The 20,711-nt window shown below is 69.2% G+C and carries 16 protein-coding genes; 7 read left to right on the top strand and 9 right to left on the bottom strand.

The annotated features are described in order from the left end of the window. Positions 1-123: 123 nt before the first annotated feature. Together ACLJQ7_RS39200 and ACLJQ7_RS39195 are read right to left on the bottom strand one after the other, a co-directional pair. Positions 124-1,032 carry an aminoglycoside phosphotransferase family protein gene (locus ACLJQ7_RS39200; RefSeq protein ID WP_410653253.1) on the bottom strand — a complete coding sequence of 303 codons (909 nt, stop codon included), beginning with the start codon at positions 1,030-1,032 and terminating at the stop codon, positions 124-126. Positions 1,033-1,147: 115 nt separating this feature from the next. After that, positions 1,148-4,597: an indolepyruvate ferredoxin oxidoreductase family protein gene (locus ACLJQ7_RS39195; protein WP_410653252.1), complete on the bottom strand. Its 3,450-nt coding sequence runs from the start codon at positions 4,595-4,597 to the stop codon at positions 1,148-1,150. Positions 4,598-4,759: 162 nt separating this feature from the next. Between ACLJQ7_RS39195 and ACLJQ7_RS39190 the strand changes: the two genes are divergently transcribed. Further along, positions 4,760-5,230 (top strand): Lrp/AsnC family transcriptional regulator, encoded by a 471-nt coding sequence (locus ACLJQ7_RS39190; RefSeq protein ID WP_410653251.1) that lies wholly within the window; start codon positions 4,760-4,762, stop codon positions 5,228-5,230. 46 nt (positions 5,231-5,276) lie between these two features. Here ACLJQ7_RS39190 and ACLJQ7_RS39185 read toward each other — a convergent pair whose 3' ends face one another. Next, a complete protein-coding gene (locus tag ACLJQ7_RS39185) occupies positions 5,277-6,248 on the bottom strand; it encodes a helix-turn-helix transcriptional regulator (RefSeq protein ID WP_410653250.1) in 972 nt (323 codons plus the stop codon). 56 nt (positions 6,249-6,304) lie between these two features. Here ACLJQ7_RS39185 and ACLJQ7_RS39180 point away from each other — a divergent pair, with 56 nt between their 5' ends. Both ACLJQ7_RS39180 and ACLJQ7_RS39175 read left to right on the top strand, forming a co-directional pair. Beyond that, positions 6,305-8,653, top strand: a complete 2,349-nt coding sequence (locus ACLJQ7_RS39180) for an excinuclease ABC subunit UvrA (protein WP_410653249.1) — start codon at positions 6,305-6,307, stop codon at positions 8,651-8,653. Positions 8,654-8,767: 114 nt separating this feature from the next. After that, on the top strand, positions 8,768-9,415 hold the full coding sequence (locus ACLJQ7_RS39175; RefSeq protein WP_410653248.1) for a GOLPH3/VPS74 family protein: 648 nt from the start codon (positions 8,768-8,770) through the stop codon (positions 9,413-9,415). On the opposite strand, the gene yidC is transcribed toward ACLJQ7_RS39175, so the two are convergent. Together yidC and ACLJQ7_RS39165 are read right to left on the bottom strand one after the other, a co-directional pair. Then, positions 9,405-10,187, bottom strand: a complete 783-nt coding sequence (yidC, locus tag ACLJQ7_RS39170; RefSeq protein ID WP_410653247.1) for a membrane protein insertase YidC — start codon at positions 10,185-10,187, stop codon at positions 9,405-9,407. The two genes, ACLJQ7_RS39175 and yidC, sit on opposite strands and share 11 nt — an antisense overlap. Positions 10,188-10,253: 66 nt before the next feature. Continuing rightward, complete coding sequence (locus ACLJQ7_RS39165) at positions 10,254-10,610, bottom strand: DUF6412 domain-containing protein (protein WP_410653246.1); 357 nt, start codon at positions 10,608-10,610, stop codon at positions 10,254-10,256. Between the two features lie 63 nt (positions 10,611-10,673). Here ACLJQ7_RS39165 and ACLJQ7_RS39160 point away from each other — a divergent pair, with 63 nt between their 5' ends. The 3 genes from ACLJQ7_RS39160 to ACLJQ7_RS39150 all read left to right on the top strand — a co-directional run bounded on the left by ACLJQ7_RS39160 (position 10,674) and on the right by ACLJQ7_RS39150 (position 14,669). Further along, complete coding sequence (locus ACLJQ7_RS39160) at positions 10,674-12,293, top strand: ABC-F family ATP-binding cassette domain-containing protein (protein ID WP_410653245.1); 1,620 nt, start codon at positions 10,674-10,676, stop codon at positions 12,291-12,293. Between the two features lie 122 nt (positions 12,294-12,415). Further along, positions 12,416-13,429 carry a YdcF family protein gene (locus ACLJQ7_RS39155; RefSeq protein WP_410653244.1) on the top strand — a complete coding sequence of 338 codons (1,014 nt, stop codon included), beginning with the start codon at positions 12,416-12,418 and terminating at the stop codon, positions 13,427-13,429. Positions 13,430-13,847: 418 nt separating this feature from the next. Beyond that, a complete protein-coding gene (locus tag ACLJQ7_RS39150) occupies positions 13,848-14,669 on the top strand; it encodes a class I SAM-dependent methyltransferase (protein WP_410653243.1) in 822 nt (273 codons plus the stop codon). 4 nt (positions 14,670-14,673) lie between these two features. Here the strand turns inward: ACLJQ7_RS39150 and ACLJQ7_RS39145 are convergent, their stop codons facing one another. Beyond that, the gene (locus tag ACLJQ7_RS39145) at positions 14,674-16,275 is read right to left on the bottom strand and encodes an ABC-F family ATP-binding cassette domain-containing protein (RefSeq protein ID WP_410653242.1); all 1,602 of its coding nucleotides are present in this window, start codon (positions 16,273-16,275) and stop codon (positions 14,674-14,676) included. A gap of 371 nt (positions 16,276-16,646) precedes the next feature. On the opposite strand from ACLJQ7_RS39145, the gene ACLJQ7_RS39140 reads away from it, so the two are divergent. Continuing rightward, the gene (locus tag ACLJQ7_RS39140) at positions 16,647-17,444 is read left to right on the top strand and encodes a DUF2382 domain-containing protein (RefSeq protein ID WP_410653241.1); all 798 of its coding nucleotides are present in this window, start codon (positions 16,647-16,649) and stop codon (positions 17,442-17,444) included. A gap of 56 nt (positions 17,445-17,500) precedes the next feature. Here ACLJQ7_RS39140 and ACLJQ7_RS39135 read toward each other — a convergent pair whose 3' ends face one another. Genes ACLJQ7_RS39135 through ACLJQ7_RS39125 form a run of 3 tightly spaced genes read right to left on the bottom strand, consistent with a single transcriptional unit; the run spans position 17,501 to position 20,681 of the window. Further along, entirely contained in the window at positions 17,501-17,938 is a 438-nt protein-coding gene (locus tag ACLJQ7_RS39135; protein WP_410653240.1) for a response regulator, read from the bottom strand. Continuing rightward, positions 17,935-19,458 (bottom strand): sensor histidine kinase, encoded by a 1,524-nt coding sequence (locus ACLJQ7_RS39130; protein WP_410653239.1) that lies wholly within the window; start codon positions 19,456-19,458, stop codon positions 17,935-17,937. The genes ACLJQ7_RS39135 and ACLJQ7_RS39130 overlap by 4 nt, the downstream gene beginning before the upstream one ends. Beyond that, positions 19,455-20,681 carry a PP2C family protein-serine/threonine phosphatase gene (locus ACLJQ7_RS39125; protein WP_410653238.1) on the bottom strand — a complete coding sequence of 409 codons (1,227 nt, stop codon included), beginning with the start codon at positions 20,679-20,681 and terminating at the stop codon, positions 19,455-19,457. Before ACLJQ7_RS39125 ends, ACLJQ7_RS39130 begins: the two co-directional genes overlap by 4 nt. Between the last annotated feature and the right edge of the window lie 30 nt (positions 20,682-20,711).

The following is a 20,711-nucleotide window of genomic DNA, read 5'->3' as shown; positions in this document are numbered from 1 at the left end:
GTCAGCCGCACCCCCAAAACGACCGACCACACCTCCGCGGGGGTGGTTACTGGCCAACATGGCCGCGATCGAGTCGGCCAGGCTCCGGTGGCCGGAGAGGTTCGACCGCGGTACCACCCGGCCTCAGCGAAGGGCCAGGATCCCGGCCAAGACGCGACGCGCGTTCACCGCTTCGTCGTCGGCGCGGCCCCGCGTCCGGGCGCAGGTGACCAAGGTCTTCCACAGCGCCCAGCCACGCCCACGCTCCCATTCCGGACTGTCTGCCGAAAGCCGCTCGCGGAACGCCTCCCGGCCGTCGGCGGTCAGCAACGTCCAAGCGATGGCCAGGTCACAAGACGGATCGCCGACTCCGCAGGTACCGAAATCGATGACGGCCGCCAGCCGCCCACCGGCGAGCAGAAGATTCCCCGGCGCGACGTCGCCGTGGAACCACCGATCCACGCCGTCCCAGGGAACGTCCAGCGCCGACTTCCAGAGGTCGCGGGCCGAGCGGACGTCGATTTCGCCGTCCAGCGCCGTGAGCGCGCGTTCGGCCAGCGGGTCGAAGGTGCGCAGGGTGCCGCCCCGGAACCAGTTGTGCTTGCCCGGCTGAGGGCCGTCCGCGGCGTCGGCGTTCCTCAACGCCACCAGGAAACCCGCCAGATCGAGAGCGAACCGGACCGGGTCGGAGATCCCGCCCGCGCCGGCGGGTTCGCCGTCGAGCCACCGATGGACCGACCACGAGAAGGGGTAGCCCGCTCCGGGCTTTCCCTTCGCCAGCGGGATCGGGACGGGCAGCGGCAGCCGCGGAGCGAGAACCGGAAGCCACCGTTGTTCCTTGTCCACCGCCAGGGCGTATTCGGCGGCGCTCGGCAGCCGCGCCACCATTCCCTCACCGAGCCGGAAGGTCCTGTTGTCCCAACCGGATTCGGCCACCGGCCGGACCGGAAGACCGGCCCACTCCGGGAACTGCTCGGCGATCAGGCGGCGAACCTGTGCCACGTCGACCGTGATCCGCCGCGGCGGCGGGCCGAGATCCGGCGTACTGCCCAAGACGACTTCCTTCATTCGATGAGATACCCACACCGAGTCTCGTCCCGCCGTCCAGCGGATATTCAGCGGACGGACCTGCCCGCGTACGATCGCTCACGGCACCGAATTCCGGCCGTCAGGTGCTCGCGCCGAGCCGGTCCCCCTGCACGAGTCCGGCGAGGAGCGCGGACTGTTCCCGCCGGTAAGCCTCGACGTTCGCCAGTTTGACGTCCTCGTACCCACGGACCAGATCGGGCAGTTCGGCCAGAGCCAGGAGCCTGCCCCGGTCCGCGCCCTCGGCGCCGAAAGCGGCCAGGATCGTTTCCCGGTACTGCCCGACGAGTTCCCGCTCCACCTTCCGGACCTGCGCCTTTCCGAACGGGTCCCAGCGAGTGCCGCGCAGTTTCCGCGCGGCGCGCAGTGCGACGAACACCGGGCGGAACTTGGGGCCCAGCGCGATCTTCCGCTTCATGCCCAGCGCGCGGAGCACGGGCGGGTGCAGGCGGTAGGCGTAACGGCTGCCGACGCCGAACTCCGCCTCGATCCCGGCGAGTACGGCGGGATCGAGCGAGAGCCGTGCGACCTCGTACTCGTCCTTGTAGGCCATCAGTTTGTGCAGGTTTCGCGCCACCGCTTCGGTGACGGCGGTCGAATCCCCTTCCAGGACCCGGATACGCTCGACGAACTCGGCGTACTCCCGCGCGTATCGCACGTTCTGGTACAGGACGAGTTCCGGCACGCGGATGTCCAGCAGCCGCGCGAGTTCCGACCCCGGCTCGGCGTGGACCAGCGCGCGGGCACGCAGTGTGGCGGCCGACGGGGCGGGAGCCGCGGCGACGGCGGGCGGGGCGACCGCGGCCTGCAGTCCATCGGGATCGGCGACCAGTTGCCTGCCGCGCCGGAACGCCTGGAGATTGCCCGCGACGGCGACCCCGTTGAGTTCGATCGCGCGCTCCACGCTCGCCGCGTCAAGCGGGATGGCGCCGGTCTGGTGAGCCGCGCCGAGCTGGAGGATGTTGGCGAACTGGTCGTCGTCGAACAGGGTCTCCGCCAGCGCCCGCGCGTCGAGTGCCACGGTCCGCGCCGCACTCTCGGAGATCGCGCCCCGCACCGCCGCCGCGTCGGGGAACGAAACGGTGGTGTCGACCACCATCCGGCCGGTCGGCACCTCGGTCGTGGAGACCACGGCCGTGGTCCGGCCGGGGTCCGTCACCGTCAGATTCGCGGGGTCCGCGCCGACGAGGACGTCACAGGCCAGGTAGAGATCGCATTCCCCGGCCGCGAGTTTCGGGGCCTGCGGCGTCGGGCCGGCGGTGATCTTCAGATCCGAGACGACGGCGCCGCCCTTCTGCGCGAGCCCGGTCTGGTCCAGTGTCCGGACCTGCTTGCCCTCGATCACGGCGGCCGTGGCGAGGATCTGCGCGACGGTGACCACCCCGGTCCCGCCGACACCGGTGATCCGGACGGTGAAGTCGGTGCCGGAGGTCTCGGGCTCGGGCAGCTCAGCCGCCGTGATCTCCGCGAGCCGCGCCCGGTGCTTGCGCCCGGTGGGCACCACCGTCATGAACGACGGGCAGTCCCCCGCCAGGCACGAATAGTCCACATTGCACGAGGACTGGTGGATCGTGGTCTTGCGGCCGAACTCGGTGCCGACCGGCTGCACCGACAGGCAGTTCGACTTCTCGCCGCAGTCGCCGCATCCTTCGCACACCCGCTCGTTGATCACGACCTTGGCGGCGGGGGTGTCCAGTTTGCCGCGACGGCGTTTGCGGCGCTTCTCGGCGGCGCATTCCTGGTCGTGGATGAGCACGGTCACCCCGGGAACCCGCGCCAGTTCCTCTTGCGTGCTCAGCAATTCGTCGCGGTGCCGGACCTCGACGCCGTCGGGCAGACGGACGCCGCGGAGCCGCTTCGGCTCGTCACTGGTGATGACCACCTTCGCGACGCCTTCGACCAGCAGCAGCGACGCCAGCCGGTCCACCGAGAGCCCGCCGACGGCGTCCTGACCGCCGGTCATCGCGACGGTCGCGTTGTAGAGGATCTTGTAGGTGATGTTCACCCCCGCGGCCACCGCCGCGCGGACGGCGAGGCTGCCGGAATGGGTGAACGTGCCGTCGCCGATGTTCTGCACGAAATGCGAGGCGTCGACGAACGGCTCCATTCCGAGCCACTGCGCGCCCTCGCCGCCCATCTGGGTCAGGCCGACCACGTCCCCGACCTGTTCCGGCTCCATGAACAGCGCCATCGCGTGGCAGCCGATCCCGCCGCCCACCACGGTTCCCTCGGGCACCTTGGTCGAGGAGTTGTGCGGGCAGCCGGAACAGAAGTACGGCGTCCTGGTCAGCAACGGCACCGAGATGCGCTCACGCCGCCGCCGCTGCCGCCACGCGGTCACCGACGGGATCTCGTGGTGGTCGCTCAAACGGCCGGCCAGCACCCTGGCGATGGCGTCCGGGTCGAGTTCGCCGAGTTCGGTGCACAGGGTGCGGCCGTCCGGGCCGGTCTTGCCGTACACGGCGGGCGCGCCGGCGGTGCCGTACAGCACCTCCTTGATCGCCGATTCCACGAAGGAACGTTTCTCCTCCACCACGACGATCTCGCTCAGGCCGTCGGCGAACCGGCGGACGATCGACGGTTCGAGCGGGTGGATGACGCCGAGTTTGAGGATCCGGATCCCGTACCGGGACAACGCCTCGGCGTCCAAACCGAGCAGCCGAAGCGCCTGCATGAGGTCCAAATAGGACTTTCCGGCGGTGACGATGCCGACGCGGTCCGCGGGTCCTTCCTGGACGATCCGGTTGATCCCGCTCGCGCGCACGTATTCGACGGCCAGCGGCAGGCGTTCGGTGTAGAGGCTGCGTTCGAGCGCCATCAACGTGGTGCCGAGCAACCGGGAGCTGGGCTTGTGCCGGTACGCGGGCAACGCCAGCTCCGGCGCCGTCCACCGCGGGCGGACGTGGGCGGTGCTCGCGGCGTCGGCGACGTTCGCCACAAGTTTCATCGACGACCACAGCCCGCTCGCCCTGGACAGCTCGACCGCGTGCAGGCCGAAGTCCAGCACGTCCTGGGAATCGGACGGGAAGAACACCGGCATCGCCAGGTCGGCCAGCGCGAGTTCGGAGGCGCACGGCACCGAGGAGGACTTGGCGTTCGGGTCGTCGCCGACCAGGGCCACCGCACCGCCCGCCGGGTCGGTCCCCGCGAGATTGGCGTGCCTCAGGGCGTCGGTCGCCCGGTCCAGGCCGGGCGCCTTGCCGTACCAGAACCCGGTGACCCCGCCGCGCGACGAGCCGACCGACGCGGTGAGCTGGCTGCCCATGACCGCCGTCGCGGCGATCTCCTCGTTCAGACCGGGGCGGTGCACGACGTCGTGCTTCTCGAGCAGGACGGAGCGGCGGCCGAGCTCGAGGTCGTACCCGGCGAGCGGGGATCCCTCGTAGCCGGAGACGAACACGGCGGGGGACGCGCCGGCGGCGCGGTCGTGCCGTACCCGGTCGAACAGCATCCGGACCAGGGCCTGGACACCGCTGAGGTAGACGGTGCCGTCCTCCCGCAGATACCGGTCCTCCAACGTGAACTGTTCCACCAGACCTGCCTCCTTCGGCACCCCCGCGCGACGTCACGACAGGAGACCCGACCGCGCGGGCCGCCGCAACAGGCGGCAGTCTATTGGCACCCGGCACGCAAAAAATCCGGCCCATCCTCTCCGGTGGCCGAGATCTGTTGCGTCTGCGTACCATCCTGGCTCATGGCGGACCAGCTCATCGACGAGACCGATCGCGAGATTCTCGAACTGCTGCGGGAGGACGCCCGGCGCACGCTGGGCGACATCGGGGCCCGCGTCACGCTGTCGACCGCGGCCGTCAAACGCCGTATCGACCGCATGCAGGAGAACGGCGTCATCGTGGGCTACACCGTCCAGATCGACCACGCCAAACTCGGCTGGGCCATCGAGGCGTTCACCGAACTGCGGTTCACCGGGACCACGAAGGTCGGCGAGATCGTCCGCACCACCACCCGGATGCCCGAGGCCCAGGCGGTGTTCACCATCGCCGGCGACCCCGACGCGCTCGTCTGGCTGCGGGTGCGGGACATGGGCCACCTGCAGCACACCATCGACGAGATCCGGCGGCATCACCAGGTGACGGGCACGAAAACCCTGATGGTGCTGGACTCCTGGACGCGCGGTCAGCAATGGCCCCACCCGGACCACCCGTGAGTTACGCCTTCAATCACGCGAGTCACGCCCAAGGCCACGGTGCCGGTCAGCCTCCCGGACCGGATTTCTCGCTCCCCCGCATCAGCCGCTCCCCCATCCGCGCGAGATACTCGCCGAATTCCGCCGGTTCCTCCACCGTGAACCCGATGTCGGTGAGCAAGAGGACGACGGCCAGCCACTCGAACGAGTCGACATGGGCGACATACCGGCACCTGTCGTCGCCCAGGGCTTCGAAACTCCCGTCGACCCGATGCAGACGGGCCGCGGCCTCGTCCGCACCGACGTCCAGGGTCAGCGTGATCCGGAGCGATTTCGGGCTGTGAAAGCGTTCCTGGAGGTGAGCCGCGACGTCGTCGACCGGGAGCTCACGGGGTTCGAACGCCACCTCCGTCGTCTTCGGCCCGGCGATGCGATCGAGGCGAAAGCTCCGCCAGTCCCGCCTGCCGAGGTCCCACGCGTACAGGTACCACCGCCTGCCGAGCTGGACGAGGCGCATCGGCTCGACCGTCCGTGACGACGGGCCGTCCTTCGCCGTGTACGCGAACTCGAACAACCGGCGGGCCGCGATCGCCGCGGCGAGGACGTTCAGGACGTCTTGGGTGACCCGCGGCTGTTCACCGCTCCCGAACTCGACCGCGGCGAGCATCTCGTCGGTCCGTTTGCGCAGTGCCGCCGGCAGGACGCGCCGGAGTTTCGCGGCGGCGCGGTCGGCCGATTCGGCGGTCAGGTCGACGCCGGTGCCGCCCGCCGCGGCGAGCCGCAGCCCGAGCACGGTGGCGATCGCCTCGTCGTGTTCCAGCATGAGCGGCGGTAGCGCGGTCCCCGCGACGAGCCGGTAGTTGCCGCCCGGGCCGCGGCTGCTCTCCACGGGATAGCCCAGACCGCGAAGGTGGTCGATGTCCCGGCGAAGGGTGCGCGGCGGGACTTCCATGGCCGTCGCGAGTTCGGCGGCGGGCCACGCCCGGCCGGACTGCAGAAGCGACAACAACCGCAGCATTCGTTCCCGTGGTGCCGTCACGATGCCTCCCGTAATTGTGGCCGCAAACCGGCCACATCTCATCGTAACCTCGGTTCATGGTGAAAGTTCAAGCTGACCGTGGCCGGTGGATCACCGTGGAAGGCGCCCGCACGCACAACCTCCGCGACGTATCGGTGCGGGTGCCGAAACACCGGCTGACCGTGTTCACCGGCGTGTCCGGGTCCGGGAAGTCGTCGCTGGCCTTCGACACGATCGCGGCCGAAGCCGAACGCCTGGTCACCGGCGGCTACCCCGCCTTCGTGCGGAACCGGCTGCCCCAGCATCCGCCCGCCGACGTCGACCGGATCGACGGCCTGGTGTTCACCACGATCGTCGATCAGCGGCGGTTCACCGGCAACGCGCGGTCCACCGTGGGTACGGCGAGCGACATCGCTCCACTGCTGCGCCTGCTCTTCTCCCGCGTCGGCGAACCGAACGCGGGGTTTTCGCCCGCCTATTCGTTCAACGATCCGGTCGGGATGTGCCCGCGCTGCGAAGGGCTCGGCGTGGTCGACGAGATCGACCTCGACCGGCTGCTCGACCGCTCGCGAAGCCTGCGCGAAGGCGCCGTGCGTTTCCCGACGTTCGCCCCCGGGACCTACCGGTGGAAACGGCTCGTCCATTCCGGACTCGTCGACCCCGATGTCCCGCTGGAACGGTTGCCGTCGGCGAAGGTCGAAACCCTGCTGCACGCCGAAGGACTCGTCCTCGACTCCCCCGGCTCCGACTACCCCAAGCACGGTCTCTTCGACGGAATCGTCCCGCGGTTGCGTGACACGTACCTGCGCAAGACGCCGTCGCGGCTCACGGCCGAGGAACAGGAAGGACTCGCCGGAGTCGTCGCCCGCGGCGTCTGCCCGGAGTGCGCGGGAACCCGCCTTTCCGAGGCGGCGCGCGGCAGCCTGATCGACGGGCGCTCCATCGCGGACTGGTCGGCGCTGCCGGTCGGCGAATTGCGAGACGTCGTCGCGAAGGTGTGCGATCCGTCGGTGGCGCCGCTGCTGCAGGCGATCCGCGAACGCCTCGACGCGCTGGACTCGGTCGGTCTCGGCTATCTCAGCCTGTCCAGGGAGTCGAGGACGCTGTCCGGCGGTGAAGCCCAGCGTGTCAAGATCGTCCGCCATCTCGGCAGCGCGCTCAGCGACGTCTGTTACGTGTTCGACGAGCCCAGCACCGGCCTGCACCCGCACGACGTGCACCGTCTCCTCGAACTGCTGGCCGAACTCCGGGACGCGCACAACACGATCCTCGTGGTCGAGCACCATCCCGCGGTCATCGCGGCCGCGGATCACGTCATCGATCTCGGACCCGGCGGCGGTGACGGCGGCGGGCGGATCCAGTTCGAAGGCAGTCCCGGCGAACTCGTCGCGGCGGGCACCGAGACCGGGCGAATCCTCGGTACCCCGCTTCACTTCCGGCAGCGGACGCGCGCCGCGCGCGGCGTCGTGACGATTTCCGGCGCCCGCAGCCACAACCTGCGTGACGTCACCGTCGACGTGCCGCTCGGCGTCCTGACCGTCGTCTCGGGTGTGGCCGGTTCCGGCAAGAGCACCCTCATCACGGGCGAACTCCCCCGGCAGCATCCCGATTTCGTCGTCGTCGACCAGGCCCCGCTGCGCGGTGGCATCCGTTCCACCCCCGCCACGGTGCTGGGCGTCGCCGAGCCCATTCGCGAAACCTTCGGAAAGGCCACCGGGAAGCATCCGTCGTGGTTCAGCGCCAACAGCCGCGGCGCGTGCCCGGTCTGCAAGGGGAAGGGTGTCATCATCACCGATCTGGCCTTCCTCGACGACGTCCAGACCGGCTGCGACGCCTGCGGCGGCACCCGGTTCAACCCGGACACGCTCGCCGCGCGCCTGAACGGCCGGACCATCGCCGACGTCCTGGCGATGAACCCGGCGGACGCCGCCGGCCTGTTCGGCGAGCGGTCCGCCATCGGGCAGCGGTTGCGCTGGCTGGACCGGGTCGGGCTCGGCTACCTGACCATCGGGCAGAGCCTCGACACCTTGTCCGGTGGCGAACGGCAACGGCTGCTGCTCGCCCGCCATCTCGCCGACGCCGGCCCCGCGGACGAACTGCGGCTGGTCCTCGACGAACCGACCGCCGGACTGCACGGCAGCGACGTCGACCGGTTGCTTGCCCTCTGCGACGAACTCGTCGACGGCGGCGCGACCCTCGTCCTGATCGAACACGACCAGAGGGTGATCGCGCACGCCGACCACGTCATCGACATCGGGCCGGGCGCGGGAGCCGAGGGCGGGACGGTGGTGTTCGAGGGCACGCCGTCGGCGCTGGCCGAGGACTCCGCGTCGATCACCGGGCGGCATCTGCGAACGCGTTCCCGGCGCCGGATGGCGCCGGGAACACCCACCCGCCCGGGAACAGTTCCCGGGCGAGCGCGATGATTCCCCATCGGGCTTTGCCCGACACGCCGGTACCGAACAGTTCTTCGCCCTGATATTCGCTCCCGCCTGGCCCTTCCTCCCGCGGAGGGGAAAGCTGTACGACGGGAGGCCGAAATGACCGACTCACTGCCACAGCGGATGTACCTGCTCGGTTACGACACCGAAAAGAACCGGCTCGACCCCACCAGTGCCGTCGTGCGAGGCACGCTCCTGCGGGCGGCGGCGGTGGCCGAACTGGTCATCGGGGGTCTCCTCGCGGATCGCGACGGCAAGGCCGAGCGCACGGCCGCGGCCGATCTCATTCCGGGTGACCCCTTCCTCGCGAAAGTGCTGGAAGACTCTCCCGGGGAGAAGCCTCGCCGCTGGTTCGCCCTCATCGACCGCGACTGGCACAAGGCCGAGAACATCGTCCGCGACCAGCTCGCCGCTTCCGGAACGATCGGCGTCGACAAGCACCGGGCGATGGGGATCTTCCCGGTTCGTGACATCACGCTGGCCGATCCTCTGCGGGCGCAAGCGCTGCGCGAGCGGATCCGGAACGTGGTGCTGAGCGGCGAAGACCCCGTCACCGTCCCGGTCGAAGACGCGGCCCTGGCCCTGCTGTCGTACGAGGGCGACGTCCGCACGGTCCTCACCTCGAAGGAGAACCGCGCGAACCGCGGCGCGATCAAGGCACTCGCGGCGCACGTCGACACCGCCCTGCCCGGGCTACGGAAAGCGGTCCAGTACTCGGTGGCCGCCCGCCGATCCGTCAGCGGCTAGTCTCCTCGCTGTCGACGATCTTGGTGAGGAAATGCTGCTGCCCCAGCGTCCACACGTTGGTGGCCAGGAAGTACAGCAGCACCCCGATCGGCACCGGGAAGAACGCACCCGAGACCAGCATGCCGACCGGCGCCAGGTACATCATCAGCTTGGTGATCCCCGCCGTCTCGGGGGCGGTCGCGGCCTGCCGCGCGAGTCCCGAGCGCATCGAGAAGAACGTCGCCAGGCTCGCGATCAGCATCAGCGGCACCCCGACGGCGATCATGTGGCCGTGATCCGTGCCGAACGCGGCCAGCTCCGCCGCCGGTTGGGAAAGCCAGTTGCCGAGCTTCGCGCCGAAGAGGTCGGCGTTCAAGAACGAAAGCACCCCGGCTTGGTCGAACACGTGGTTCGACTGCGCACCCGGGGTGAAATCGCGCAAAACCCAGTACAGGGAAAGGAACACCGGCAGCTGGATCAGCGCGGGGAGGCAACCGCCCAGCGGGTTCGCACCGGTTTCGGCGTGCAGTTTCTGGATCTCGTTCGCCATCCGCCGTCGATCCTTGCCGTACTTCTCCTTGATCTCCCGCATCCGCGGAGCGAGCGCCTGCATGCGACGGCCCGCGCGCAGCGCGCCGAGGGCGGGTTTGACCAGCAGCAAGCGCAGGGTGAAGACGAGGAACACGATGGACAGCACCCAGGCCACGCCGGAGTCAGGACTCGAAACGGCGCCGAAAACCTTGTGCCAGAACCAGAGAATGGCGGAAACGGGGTACAGGAAGACATCGAACATGACCAGGTCACTCCGTCGGTCGAAGGTGTGTGGGCAGGAGTGACTGCCTCACCTTCGAACGGAAGGTCAGGCAGTCGCGATGCCCAGTGACGGAGCTCGGGGCCGCACGCGGCCACGCGCGTCGGGATCGCGCAGGCTCAAGAACAGTCGCGCGCGTTCACGCAGGCTGATGGCGCGCACCCGCATCGCGGCGGCCGCCGGTTCCAGGCGGAAATGCACCGCCAGCGCGAGCAGGACGGCGGCGAGGGACGCGGTCAGGGCGGCGGCCAGGCCGAGCGGGTTGGCGACCGCGACCGACGCCGTCAGCGCGGTGGCCAGGCTCAGCGGGTTCATCCCGCCGACGACCGGGAGCACGACGAACAACTCGGGCAGGAACAGCGCAAGCATCAGCTTGAGCCGCACGCCGAAGTAGGTTCGCTCCACGTCACCGACACTACCGGACATATTGCGTTGCGTGACTCCCGGCGGCGCGGGCAGTCTGTCGAAATGGGTCACGTCGAGGTCGCACACGTCGAGTACCACCTGCCCGACGGACGACTGCTTCTCGACGACGTCTCGTTCCGGGTCGGGGAGGGCAGCGTCTGCGCGCTCGTCGGCGCCAACGGCGCGGGCAAGACGACGTTGCTGCGGCTGATCTCGGGGGAACTGTCCCCCAGCGGCGGCTCGGTGACCATCAGCGGCGGGCTCGGGGTGATGCCTCAGTTCGTCGGTTCCGTACGCGACGAACGAACGGTGCGGGATCTGCTCGTATCGGTGTCACCGGAAGCGCTCCGCGCCGCCGCCAGCGCGGTCGACGAGACCGAACTCGCCTTGATGGAACGCGACGACGAAGCGAACCAGATGGCGTACGCGCGGGCGCTCGGCGATTGGGGCGACGCTCGCGGTTACGAAGCCGAAGTCGTGTGGGACAAGTGCACGACGGCGGCGCTCAACCTGCCGTACGAGAAGGCGCGGTGGCGCGAGGTGCGCACGCTGTCCGGCGGCGAACAGAAGCGGCTGGTGCTGGAGGCGCTGCTCCTCGGCGGGTCCGGCGTGCTCCTGCTCGACGAGCCGGACAACTACCTCGACGTCCCCGGCAAGCAGTGGCTGGAAGAGCGGCTGCGTGAGACCCAGAAGACCGTGCTGTTCGTTTCGCACGACCGGGAACTCCTCGCGCGGGCGGCGAACAAGATCATCAGTGTCGAACCCGGTCCCGCCGGCGGCGACGTCTGGGTGCACGGCGGCGGCTTCGACAGCTATCACCAGGCACGCGCGGAACGCTTCGAACGTTTCGAGGAACTCCGCCGTCGCTGGGACGAAAAGCACGCCCAGCTCAAGAAACTCGTGGCCGACATGCGGCAGTACGCCGCGCGCAGCGACGAGATGGCTTCGCGGTATCACGCCGCGCAGACCCGGTTGCGGAAGTTCGAGGAGGCCGGGGCGCCCGCCGCTCCTCCGCGCGAACAGAAGATCACGATGCGCCTGCGCGGCGGCCGGACCGGTGTCCGTGCCGTCACCTGCGAAGGGCTCGAACTCCGCGGCCTGATGAAACCCTTCGATCTGGAGGTCTTCTACGGCGAACGGGTCGCGGTGCTCGGCTCGAACGGCTCCGGCAAATCGCATTTCCTGCGACTGCTGGCAGGCGAGGACGTCACGCACGACGGACTGTGGAAACTCGGTGCCCGCGTCGTCCCCGGCCACTTCGCGCAGACCCACGCCCATCCCGAACTGCTCGGGCGAACACTCGTCGACATCCTCTGGACCGGCTACGCGCGAAGCCGCGGGCCCGCGATGAACATCCTGCGCCGCTACGAACTCGACGGCCAGGGCGACCAGCGGTTCGAGAAGCTGTCCGGCGGCCAGCAGGCGCGGTTCCAGATCCTGCTGCTGGAGATCGGCGGCGCGACGATCCTGCTTCTGGACGAACCGACCGACAACCTCGACCTCGCCTCGGCGGAAGCGCTTCAGCAGGCCTTGGAAGCCTACGAAGGCACCACGATCGCGGTGACGCACGACCGGTGGTTCGCGCGCTCCTTCGATCGGTACCTCGTGTTCGGCTCGGACGGGCACGTGCGGGAAACCGCGGAACCGGTATGGGATGAGCGGCCGGTGCGACGCGCGCGGTGACTCACTCGGGCTAGGAAAGGCGACACACCCGCGGGAGATGCTCCCAGCGGTTCCGCCGTGTGTTTGAATGCCGCCGCGTGCCGACACCCGAGTGCTCGCATCGTCCCCAGGCTGGAGTTCTCGTGAAGGCCGCTGCAATCCCCTTCGCCATCGCGGCCTTGTGCTGCGCGGCGTTCCTGGTGAGCTTCCTTCGCGACCGCCGCCGGTTGCGAAACGGCTTTTACCTCTTCTTCGCGCTGCTGTTCCTCGGCGTGACGTTCATCGCGCTGCTCGCCTCGGTGTCGCCCGAGGCGGCGGGTTTCGTCGCGATCGGCGTGATCCTGCTGATCATCCCGACGGTCCTCGCGCTGACGGTCTTCCTGATCTGCAACGGGATCACCATGCTCCGCCGCGAGGGACGCAGGCTGGCCAACGTCCTTTCGCTGCTGACGGGGCTCGGCATCTGCGCGCTGATCGTCTTCAACGCGACGGTCACGCAACTCGCCTGGGAGCCGCTCGACATCGTCCGGGGCATCCTGAACGGAATCGTCGTCTACTTCTCGTTCCTTTTCGTCTGTTTTCTCCTGTATTCGATCGTCTACGGCCGCATCCGCACCGAAAAGGGCATCGACTTCGTCGTGGTGCTGGGCTCGGGCCTGCTCGACGGCCACCGGGTGCCGCCGCTGCTGGCGGGCCGTCTGAACCGGGCCAAACGCGTCATCGACGCCGAAGCCCGACGCGGCCGGGAGCCGATGGTGGTCACCTCGGGCGGGCAAGGACCCGATGAGGACCTGCCGGAATCCCACGCCATGGCCGGCTACCTGGTCGAGCACGGGCTGCCGAAGGAGCGGATCCTCCTCGAAGACCGCTCGCGGACGACGTTCGAGAACCTCACCTTCAGCGCCGAGATCATGGAGCAGCGCAAAGCGGATTACCGGTGCACGGTGGTCACGAACAACTTCCACGTGCTCCGCGCCGCTCTCACCGCGCGCCGCGCCAAGGTGAACGGTCAGGTCATCGGATCGCCGACGGCCTGGTACTTCTGGCCGAGCGCCACCCTTCGCGAATTCGTGGCCATCCTGGTGGACCACAAGTACAAGAACCTCGTCATCTGCGGGCTCATCGTGCTTTCGCAGGTCTCCCGCGCCTTCACGTGAGTCAGGCACTGTCCGGTACGTCTGTTCGATGGGCTTCGTGATCCAGGTGGTTCCTGGCGTGAAGGCCCCTTCCCTCGGCTGAGCCGAGGGAAGGGGGCCTTCACGCGCGTCTGTAGTGACTGCTGGTGCGCGTGGTGTTTGCCAAGTCCGTGAAGGCCTCCTTGAGGGACCCAGAGTCCCTCAAGGAGGCCTTCACGGACCGGGCCTGGGGTGCGGGACGGCACCGATGAGCGAGCGTGTTGCGAAAGCCACTTTCGCAACGTTGAAGGTTGCGAAAGTGGCTTTCGCAACGGCCCGAACGGTCGGCACAAGAAACCGGCACCCCGGGACGAATGCCGGGCACCCTCGCTCGGAGCGACATGACAAATCCTCCGCATCCGTTTGACAACACCGTTTTCACCGGGTCATCGTCCTGCGCATGAGCGCTTACACCCGGCAGGCGATGGCGCGGCTGTTCGACCGGACGGCGGAGACCTACGACGCGCTCGGCGTCGACTTCTTCGGCGCGTTCGCCGCGGAACTGCTCGACCGCGTCGGGCTCGTCCCCGGTGAGCGCGTGCTGGATGTCGGTTGCGGCCGGGGCGCGGTGCTGTTCCCGGCGGCCGAGCGGGTCGGCCCGGAAGGATCGGTGCTGGGTATCGACCTTTCCGCGGAGATGGTCGAGCGCACCGCGAAAGACATCGAGTCACGCGGGGTCAACGCCTCGGTTTCCCTTATGGACGCCCAAGAACCGACGCTGGACGACGCCGCCTTCGATGCCGTCCTCGCGTCGTTCGTGGTGTTCTTCCTGCCGGATCCGGTCGACGGCCTGCGGTCCTGGCATCGCCTTCTCGCACCCGGCGGACGGCTGGGCGTCACCACGTTCGGCGCCGACGATCCCCGGTGGGCGGCCGTGCGCGAGGTGTTCAAACCGTTCGTTCCGCCGGAGCTGGCCTGGACACTGGCCATCAGGTCGGGCCTGTTCGCCACCCTCGAAGGATTCGGCCAGGCCGTGGAGTCGGCGGGCTTCACCGGTGTCACGTCCGTGGAACGCGTCTATCCGGTGAAGTTCGCCGACCCCGGGCACTGGATCACCTGGTCCTGGTCGCACGGCCAGCGGATGTTCTGGGAGCTGGTCCCGGAAGACCGCCTCGACGCCGTGCGCCAGGCCGTCCTCACGGAGCTCGAACCGCTCCGCGAGGACGACGGTAGCGTGGTGCTCGCGCAGACCGTGCGCTACACCCTCGCCCACCGCGGTTGACGGCTCACAACGCGAGCCTCGGCCAGGACTTCGTGTCCCGTGACAGCTGCCGGTCGTGCGTGGCGATCACCACCGCGGCCGGGGTCGTTTCCAGCGCGGCGGTCAGCTCGTCGACGAGTGCGGCGGAGAGGTGGTTGGTCGGCTCGTCCAGCAGCACGACGTGCGGGCGGCGAGCCAGCACCAGCGCCAGGTCAAGCCGTCGCCGGGCGCCGACCGACAGTTCGGCCACCGGCCGGTGCCGGTCGTAACCGGCGAGCAGCCCCAGTTCGCCCAGCCCCGGCCCGGGGATCCCGGTCCTGGCGAGCTGTTCGTCGTACAGCTCCATCGCCGTCCGCCTGCCCGGCAGGTCGGATTCCTGGCCCAGCCTGCCGATCCGCGCGGACCGCGAACGCGTGACCGTACCGGTCCCGGGCTCCAGCTCCCCGGCCAGCACGGACAGGAGCGTCGATTTTCCCGCGCCGTTGCGACCGGTGACGACCAGCCGGTCGCCGCTTTCCAGGGCCAAGTCGACCGGGCGCGCGAGCCGTCCGGCCACCGTCACCCCGGCGGCACGGAGGAGCGTCGCGCCTCCGTGCGCCGGTAGCTCGGGCATGGCGAACCGGGCGGGCGGCGGTGGAACGGCCACCACGTGCTCGGCCAGCTCTTCCTGCCGCCGGTGGACCGCGCGGACCAGTCCGGGCGCGCGCGTGGCGCGGACGTACCTGCCGGTGCCCTTGGACGGCCGCCAGTTGTCGCGCAACCGGTTCCGCGCCGCGGACAGGTCGTCGGCCAGCCGTTGCCGCTCGGCGATCTGGTCGGCGTGCGCCGACTCCCAGCGGGCGCGTTCGGCTTGACGGGCCTCGACATAGGCCGCGTACCCGCCACCGTGGACGCGCGGGCGTCCGTCGCTCGACGGATCGAGGTCGATCACCGTGGTGGCGACGTCCGCGAGCAGCGCCCGGTCATGGCTGACCAGGACGACCACGCCCGGATACGCGCGCAACCGCTCGGTGAGATGGTCGAGCCCCGCCGCGTCGAGATGGTTGGTCGGCTCGTCGAGCAGCAGGACCGGATGCCCGGCGCCGAGCAGGCAGGCCAGCCGGACCCGGTGCCGTTGCCCGACCGACAGTGTCCCGAGTGGACGGTCGCGGTCGTCGACGGCGTTCAGGGCCGCCAGTGACACTTCGACACGCCTGTCGGCGTCCCACGCGTCGAGGGCCTCGGCTTCTTCGAGTGCCACGGCGAACGCGTCGTCGGCTCCGGGACGTCCGTCGCTGAGCGCCTCGGTGGCGGCCTCGAGCCGGGCCAGCGCGCCGCGGACGGCGGCCAGTTCGAGGTCGATCAACGCGCCGACGGTGTCGTCCGCGCCGAGCGGGATCTGCTGGTCGGCGACGCCGGCCGAACCGGAGCGGTGCACCTCGCCGCGATCGGCGGCCAGGTCACCGGCGAGTACGCGGAGAAGGGTGGTCTTGCCGCGACCGTTCTCCCCGACGATGGCGACCCGCTCACCGGCCGCGGCGACGAGGTCGACCCCGGACAGGACGGGCCGTCCCCCGAAGGAGAGGTGGACGCCGGACAGGCGGACGTGCGCCGCGCGCACAGGCGCGGGCGAAAGAGGGGATGACATGAAGGAACTGCCTCCGGTGAAGGTGATGAGCAGGAAGAACGAAGTCCGGTACCGCGGCTCGCGGTACCGGTGGAGGCGTCGTTCCTCAGAGGAACAGAAGTTGCTGCATCACGATCACGAGGGTAGGTCACGTATCCGGACCACCGCATCCGATTTTCGGGATCACACGTTCGCGCCATCACCCGCGACCGCCGGTCACCCCGCGGAGACCCCCTTTCACCTGCGAAGACACGACACCCCTTGCCCATGTTCGCGGCTTCAAACCACCACTTTCCGGGGTCACCCACAGGTGCATCACGACGGTTGCCATGATCACCGGCGCGTTCGACGGTGGGCTTCTCAGCAAGGATCTTCCGAGAGGAGCGGGACCGATGGCGAAGACCATGCAGCCGCAGGAACTCATCGACAGTGCCGTGGTCGACCCGACCGGCAACAAGCTCGGCAAGGTGGGCAACGTCTACCTCGCCGACGCGACTCGCCAGCCGGAATGGATCACCGTCAAGACGGGCCTGTTCGGCACCAAGGAAAGTTTCGTGCCGCTCTCCGGCGCGCACACGGACCGGGATGGCGTGCATGTCCGCGTCGACAAGGAGGCGGTCACCGACGCGCCTCGAATCGAGGCCGACGGCCACCTGTCCGCCGAGGAGAGCGCGCAGCTCTACAAGCACTACGGGCTGCCGATGCCGCGGACCTCGCCGGACGGCCGGATGGACGACCGGGTACAGGGCCGGGGCGACGCCGGCCGGGCCAGGGCCGGCATGGACACGGGAAGGGACACCGGTAAGAAGCACCGGGACGCCGAGCCCACCATGACGCGGTCCGAGGAGCGGCTGAACGTCGGCACCGAGCAGGTCGAGACCGGACACGTGCGGCTGCGCAAGTACGTCGTCACCGAAGAGCAGCAGATCACCGTGCCGGTCAGTCACGAGGAGGTGCGCATCGAACGGGAACCGATCACGAAGCCGGGCGGCGAGCGCGCCGAGATCGGCGAGGACGAACAGGAAGTCGTGCTCCACGCCGAGAAGCCGGTGGTGAACAAGGAAACCGTCGCGGTGGAACGGGCGAGGCTCAAGACCGAGACCGTCACCGAGGACCAGACGATCTCCGGCAAGGTGCGCAAGGAACAGTTCGAGGTCACCGACGACGACGGCAAGCGCCGCAAGTCCTGACCCGCGGCGGGGGGCGGCCGGCGAAGGCCGCCCCCCGGGGTGTCAGCGCCCTTGAGTCAGCGGGGCAGTTTCACCACGGTGACGAAGAAGTTGTCGATCTGGCGCACCACGTCGATGAACCGGTCGAAGTCGACCGGTTTCGTCACGTAGGCGTTGGCGTGCAGGTCGTAGCTGCGGAGGATGTCCTCTTCGGCCTCGGACGTGGTGAGCACGACGACCGGGATGGTGCGCAGCTCCGGCGACGCCTTGACCTCGCTGAGCACTTGGCGGCCGTCCTTGCGGGGCAGGTTGAGGTCGAGCAGGATCAGCCCCGGCCGATCCGCGTCCTCGTACGGCGCTTCGCGGCGCAGGAACTGCAGTGCCTGTTCACCGTCGGAGACGACCGAAAGGGTGTTGCGGATCTTGTGGTGCTCGAACGCCTCCTGCGTCATGAGGACGTCACCGGGGTCGTCCTCGACCAAGAGGATGTGGATCGGTTCCAGTGAGTCGGTCATGGTCGCTCGTTTCCTTCGTCGGGATGCTGGGCTGCGGGCAGGGTGAAGCAGAAACGGGTCCCGGTCGGGACGGAGGTGTCCAGCCAGATCCTCCCGCCGTGGTGTTCGAGGATCTTGCGGCACAGGGCGAGGCCGATCCCCGTCCCCGGGTACTCGCCGCGGCCGTGCAAGCGCTGGAAGATCACGAAGATCCGCTCGGCGTACTCGTCGCTGATGCCGATCCCGTTGTCGGTGACGGAGAACCGCCAGTCCTCGCCGTCACGCTCCGCGGCGATCTCGATCTCCGGCGGCTCCTCCCCGCGGAACTTGATCGCGTTGCCGACGAGGTTCTGGAAGACCGCCGTCAGGAGGGTCTTCTCCCCGTGGACGACGGGAAGTTCGCCGTGGGTGACCCGGGCACCGGACTCGATGATCGCGTCTTCGAGGTTGCCCAGCGCGGTAGCCAGCAGGTCACCGGATTCCAGGAGGACGTTCTCCCCAGGACGCCTGCCGACGCGCGAGAAGGCGAGCAGGTCGTTGATGAGTGCCTGCATCCGTTTCGCGCCGTCGACGGCGAAACCGATGTACTGGTCCCCGCGTTCGTCCAGTTTTCCCTGATACCGCTTCTGGAGCAGCTGGCAGAAGCTGGCCACCTTGCGCAGCGGCTCCTGCAGGTCGTGCGAGGCGACGTAGGCGAACTGCTCCAGGTCCGAATTCGACCGTTCCAGCTCGCGGGTCCTGGTCACGATCAGTTCCTGCGCCCGCTCCAGCTCCGCGACCTCCTCGAGGAGCCGGGAGCGCAGCGACTCCACATCGGACGCGAGTTCGCGCATCTCCTTCGGACCGGAACCGCGGACCGCGCGGTGGATGTCGGTCTGCGCGACGTCACGGACCTCGACGGCCAGCTGCCGGATCGGGCGGATCAGCTTCCGGTGCAGAACCAGGAAGACCAGTGCCAGTGCGCCGCAGAGCAGGACCGCGATCACGATGAGCATCACCCGCAGGACGTCGGCGGAGGACGACAGGTCGTCGCGTGCGTCCAGGCGTTCGACCTCCAGCCGGTTCTGCAGCACGCTCAGTGAAGCGCGGACCTCGTCGAACAGCGGTTTGCTCGCGTCGACCAGCGCGCCGGTGGCCGGAGCGCCGTCGAGCAGGGGTTCGATGATCGTCCTCCGCCAGGTCGTGGCGGCGGCCAGCACCCGGTCCAGGTCGTCACCGGCCGCCGTCCCCGGAACGGCGCCGAGCCGGCGCAACTCGGTGACGGCCGCGTCCTGTGCCCGCAACCCGTCCCGGTACGGCTCCAGGAATTCGCTCCGCCCGGCCAGGATGTAGCCACGGACACCGGTCTCCTGGTTCAGCATCGCCGTCGCGAGAGAAGTGGACCGCAGTACCTGCGGGCCGGTGACGTCCAGCAGCCTGGCGCGCGACTCGGTGAGATTCGTCAAGGCCAGCGACCCGGCCACGATCGCGCCGCCGAGCAGCAGGCCGGCGATCACCCCGGACAGCGCGGCCCAGCGGCTGATCGACCAAACGGGCTTCATCGAGGCGGCTCCCCGGAGTCGAACGTGAGCAGCGCCAGCGCGACGTCGTCGTCCAACGGCCCGCCGTGCAGGACGTCCATCTCACTGATCAGGTGGTCGAGCGCCGAGTCGGAACCTTCTTCGGCCTTGAGGCTCTTCAGTGCGGCGGCGGCCATCCGTTCGAGCCCGACCCGCTCTCCGCTGCCTTCGACGCGTCCTTCGAAAAGACCGTCGGTGTACAGCAGCAGTGACCATCGCGGCCCCATCGGCACCGTCAGCTCCTGCCAGCCGGTACCCGGCACGACGCCCAGCGGCGGGCCGAGTTTCTCCCTGGACAGCAACCTGCCACCCGACTCGTCGATCAGGAGCGGCTGCGGATGACCGGCCAGCGCCATCTTCAGCGACCGGCGGTCCGGGGCGACCGTGATCATGCAGACGGTGGCGAACAACGGGCCCAATGCCTCGTGCTCCAGCATTTTCTCCACCATCGCCAGGGTTTCCGCCATCGGCAGCCCGGCGAGCACGACCGAACGCCACGCGATCCGCAGCGCGACACCGAGCGCCGCTTCGTCCGGACCGTGCCCGCACACGTCCCCGATGACCAGCTGCAGCGTGCCGTCGGGAAGTTCGACGGCGTCGTAGAAGTCACCGCCCAGCAAGGCCCCGTTCCGCCCCGGCCGGTACCGCACCGCGAGCCCGAGGCGGGGATCGGTCACCAGCGGGGTCGGCAGCAGGCCGCGTTCGAGACGCGCGTTCTCCCTGGCCAGCAACTGGTGCTGCAGCAGTTGCTGCTCGACGCGTTCGGCGCGGCTGCGTTCCCAGGAATACCGGAGCGTCCGGGCCAGGAGCCTGCCGTCGACATGCTGTTTGACCAGGTAGTCCTGGGCGCCGGCACCCAGCGCCGCCACCCCGGTGGCCTCGTCCTCCTGGCCGGTCAGGACGATCACCGCGGTCGACGGCGCGTGCTCCCGCAGCCTGGTCAGACCGCTCAGTCCGGTGGCGTCCGGAAGCTGGAGATCCAGCAGCACGCAATCGGCCGTGATCCGGCGCGCGAGTGCCCCTTGGAGCGTCGTCACCCTGTCGAGTACGACCTGTTCCAGGCTGTCGGCGGCGTCCGCGAGCATCTCTTCGACCAGGAGCGCGTCGCCGTCGTCGTCCTCGATCAGCAGCACATGCAGCCGAGTCGGCTGGGACGAAGACCTGCGAGGCGGAGACTGCTCGCCGTAGCGCACGGCGTTGGACACGGACAGCCACCTTTCCTCACCGGGCTTTCC

Origin of the sequence: Amycolatopsis sp. cmx-4-54 (genome assembly GCF_046548895.1) — a bacterium.
Classification (GTDB): domain Bacteria; phylum Actinomycetota; class Actinomycetes; order Mycobacteriales; family Pseudonocardiaceae; genus Amycolatopsis.
The sequence above is the reverse complement of the archived record's forward strand: the minus strand, read 5'-3'. Positions and strand labels throughout refer to the sequence as shown.

Coding starts and splice junctions, on each gene's coding strand:
- ACLJQ7_RS39160 (WP_410653245.1), top strand. CDS start 10,674: ATGGGTCACGTCGAGGTCGCACACGTCGAGTACCACCTGCCCGACGGA.
- ACLJQ7_RS39150 (WP_410653243.1), top strand. CDS start 13,848: ATGAGCGCTTACACCCGGCAGGCGATGGCGCGGCTGTTCGACCGGACG.
- ACLJQ7_RS39175 (WP_410653248.1), top strand. CDS start 8,768: ATGACCGACTCACTGCCACAGCGGATGTACCTGCTCGGTTACGACACC.
- ACLJQ7_RS39190 (WP_410653251.1), top strand. CDS start 4,760: ATGGCGGACCAGCTCATCGACGAGACCGATCGCGAGATTCTCGAACTG.
- ACLJQ7_RS39140 (WP_410653241.1), top strand. CDS start 16,647: ATGGCGAAGACCATGCAGCCGCAGGAACTCATCGACAGTGCCGTGGTC.
- yidC (WP_410653247.1), bottom strand. CDS start 10,187: ATGTTCGATGTCTTCCTGTACCCCGTTTCCGCCATTCTCTGGTTCTGG.
- ACLJQ7_RS39130 (WP_410653239.1), bottom strand. CDS start 19,458: ATGAAGCCCGTTTGGTCGATCAGCCGCTGGGCCGCGCTGTCCGGGGTG.
- ACLJQ7_RS39145 (WP_410653242.1), bottom strand. CDS start 16,275: ATGTCATCCCCTCTTTCGCCCGCGCCTGTGCGCGCGGCGCACGTCCGC.
- ACLJQ7_RS39180 (WP_410653249.1), top strand. CDS start 6,305: ATGGTGAAAGTTCAAGCTGACCGTGGCCGGTGGATCACCGTGGAAGGC.
- ACLJQ7_RS39135 (WP_410653240.1), bottom strand. CDS start 17,938: ATGACCGACTCACTGGAACCGATCCACATCCTCTTGGTCGAGGACGAC.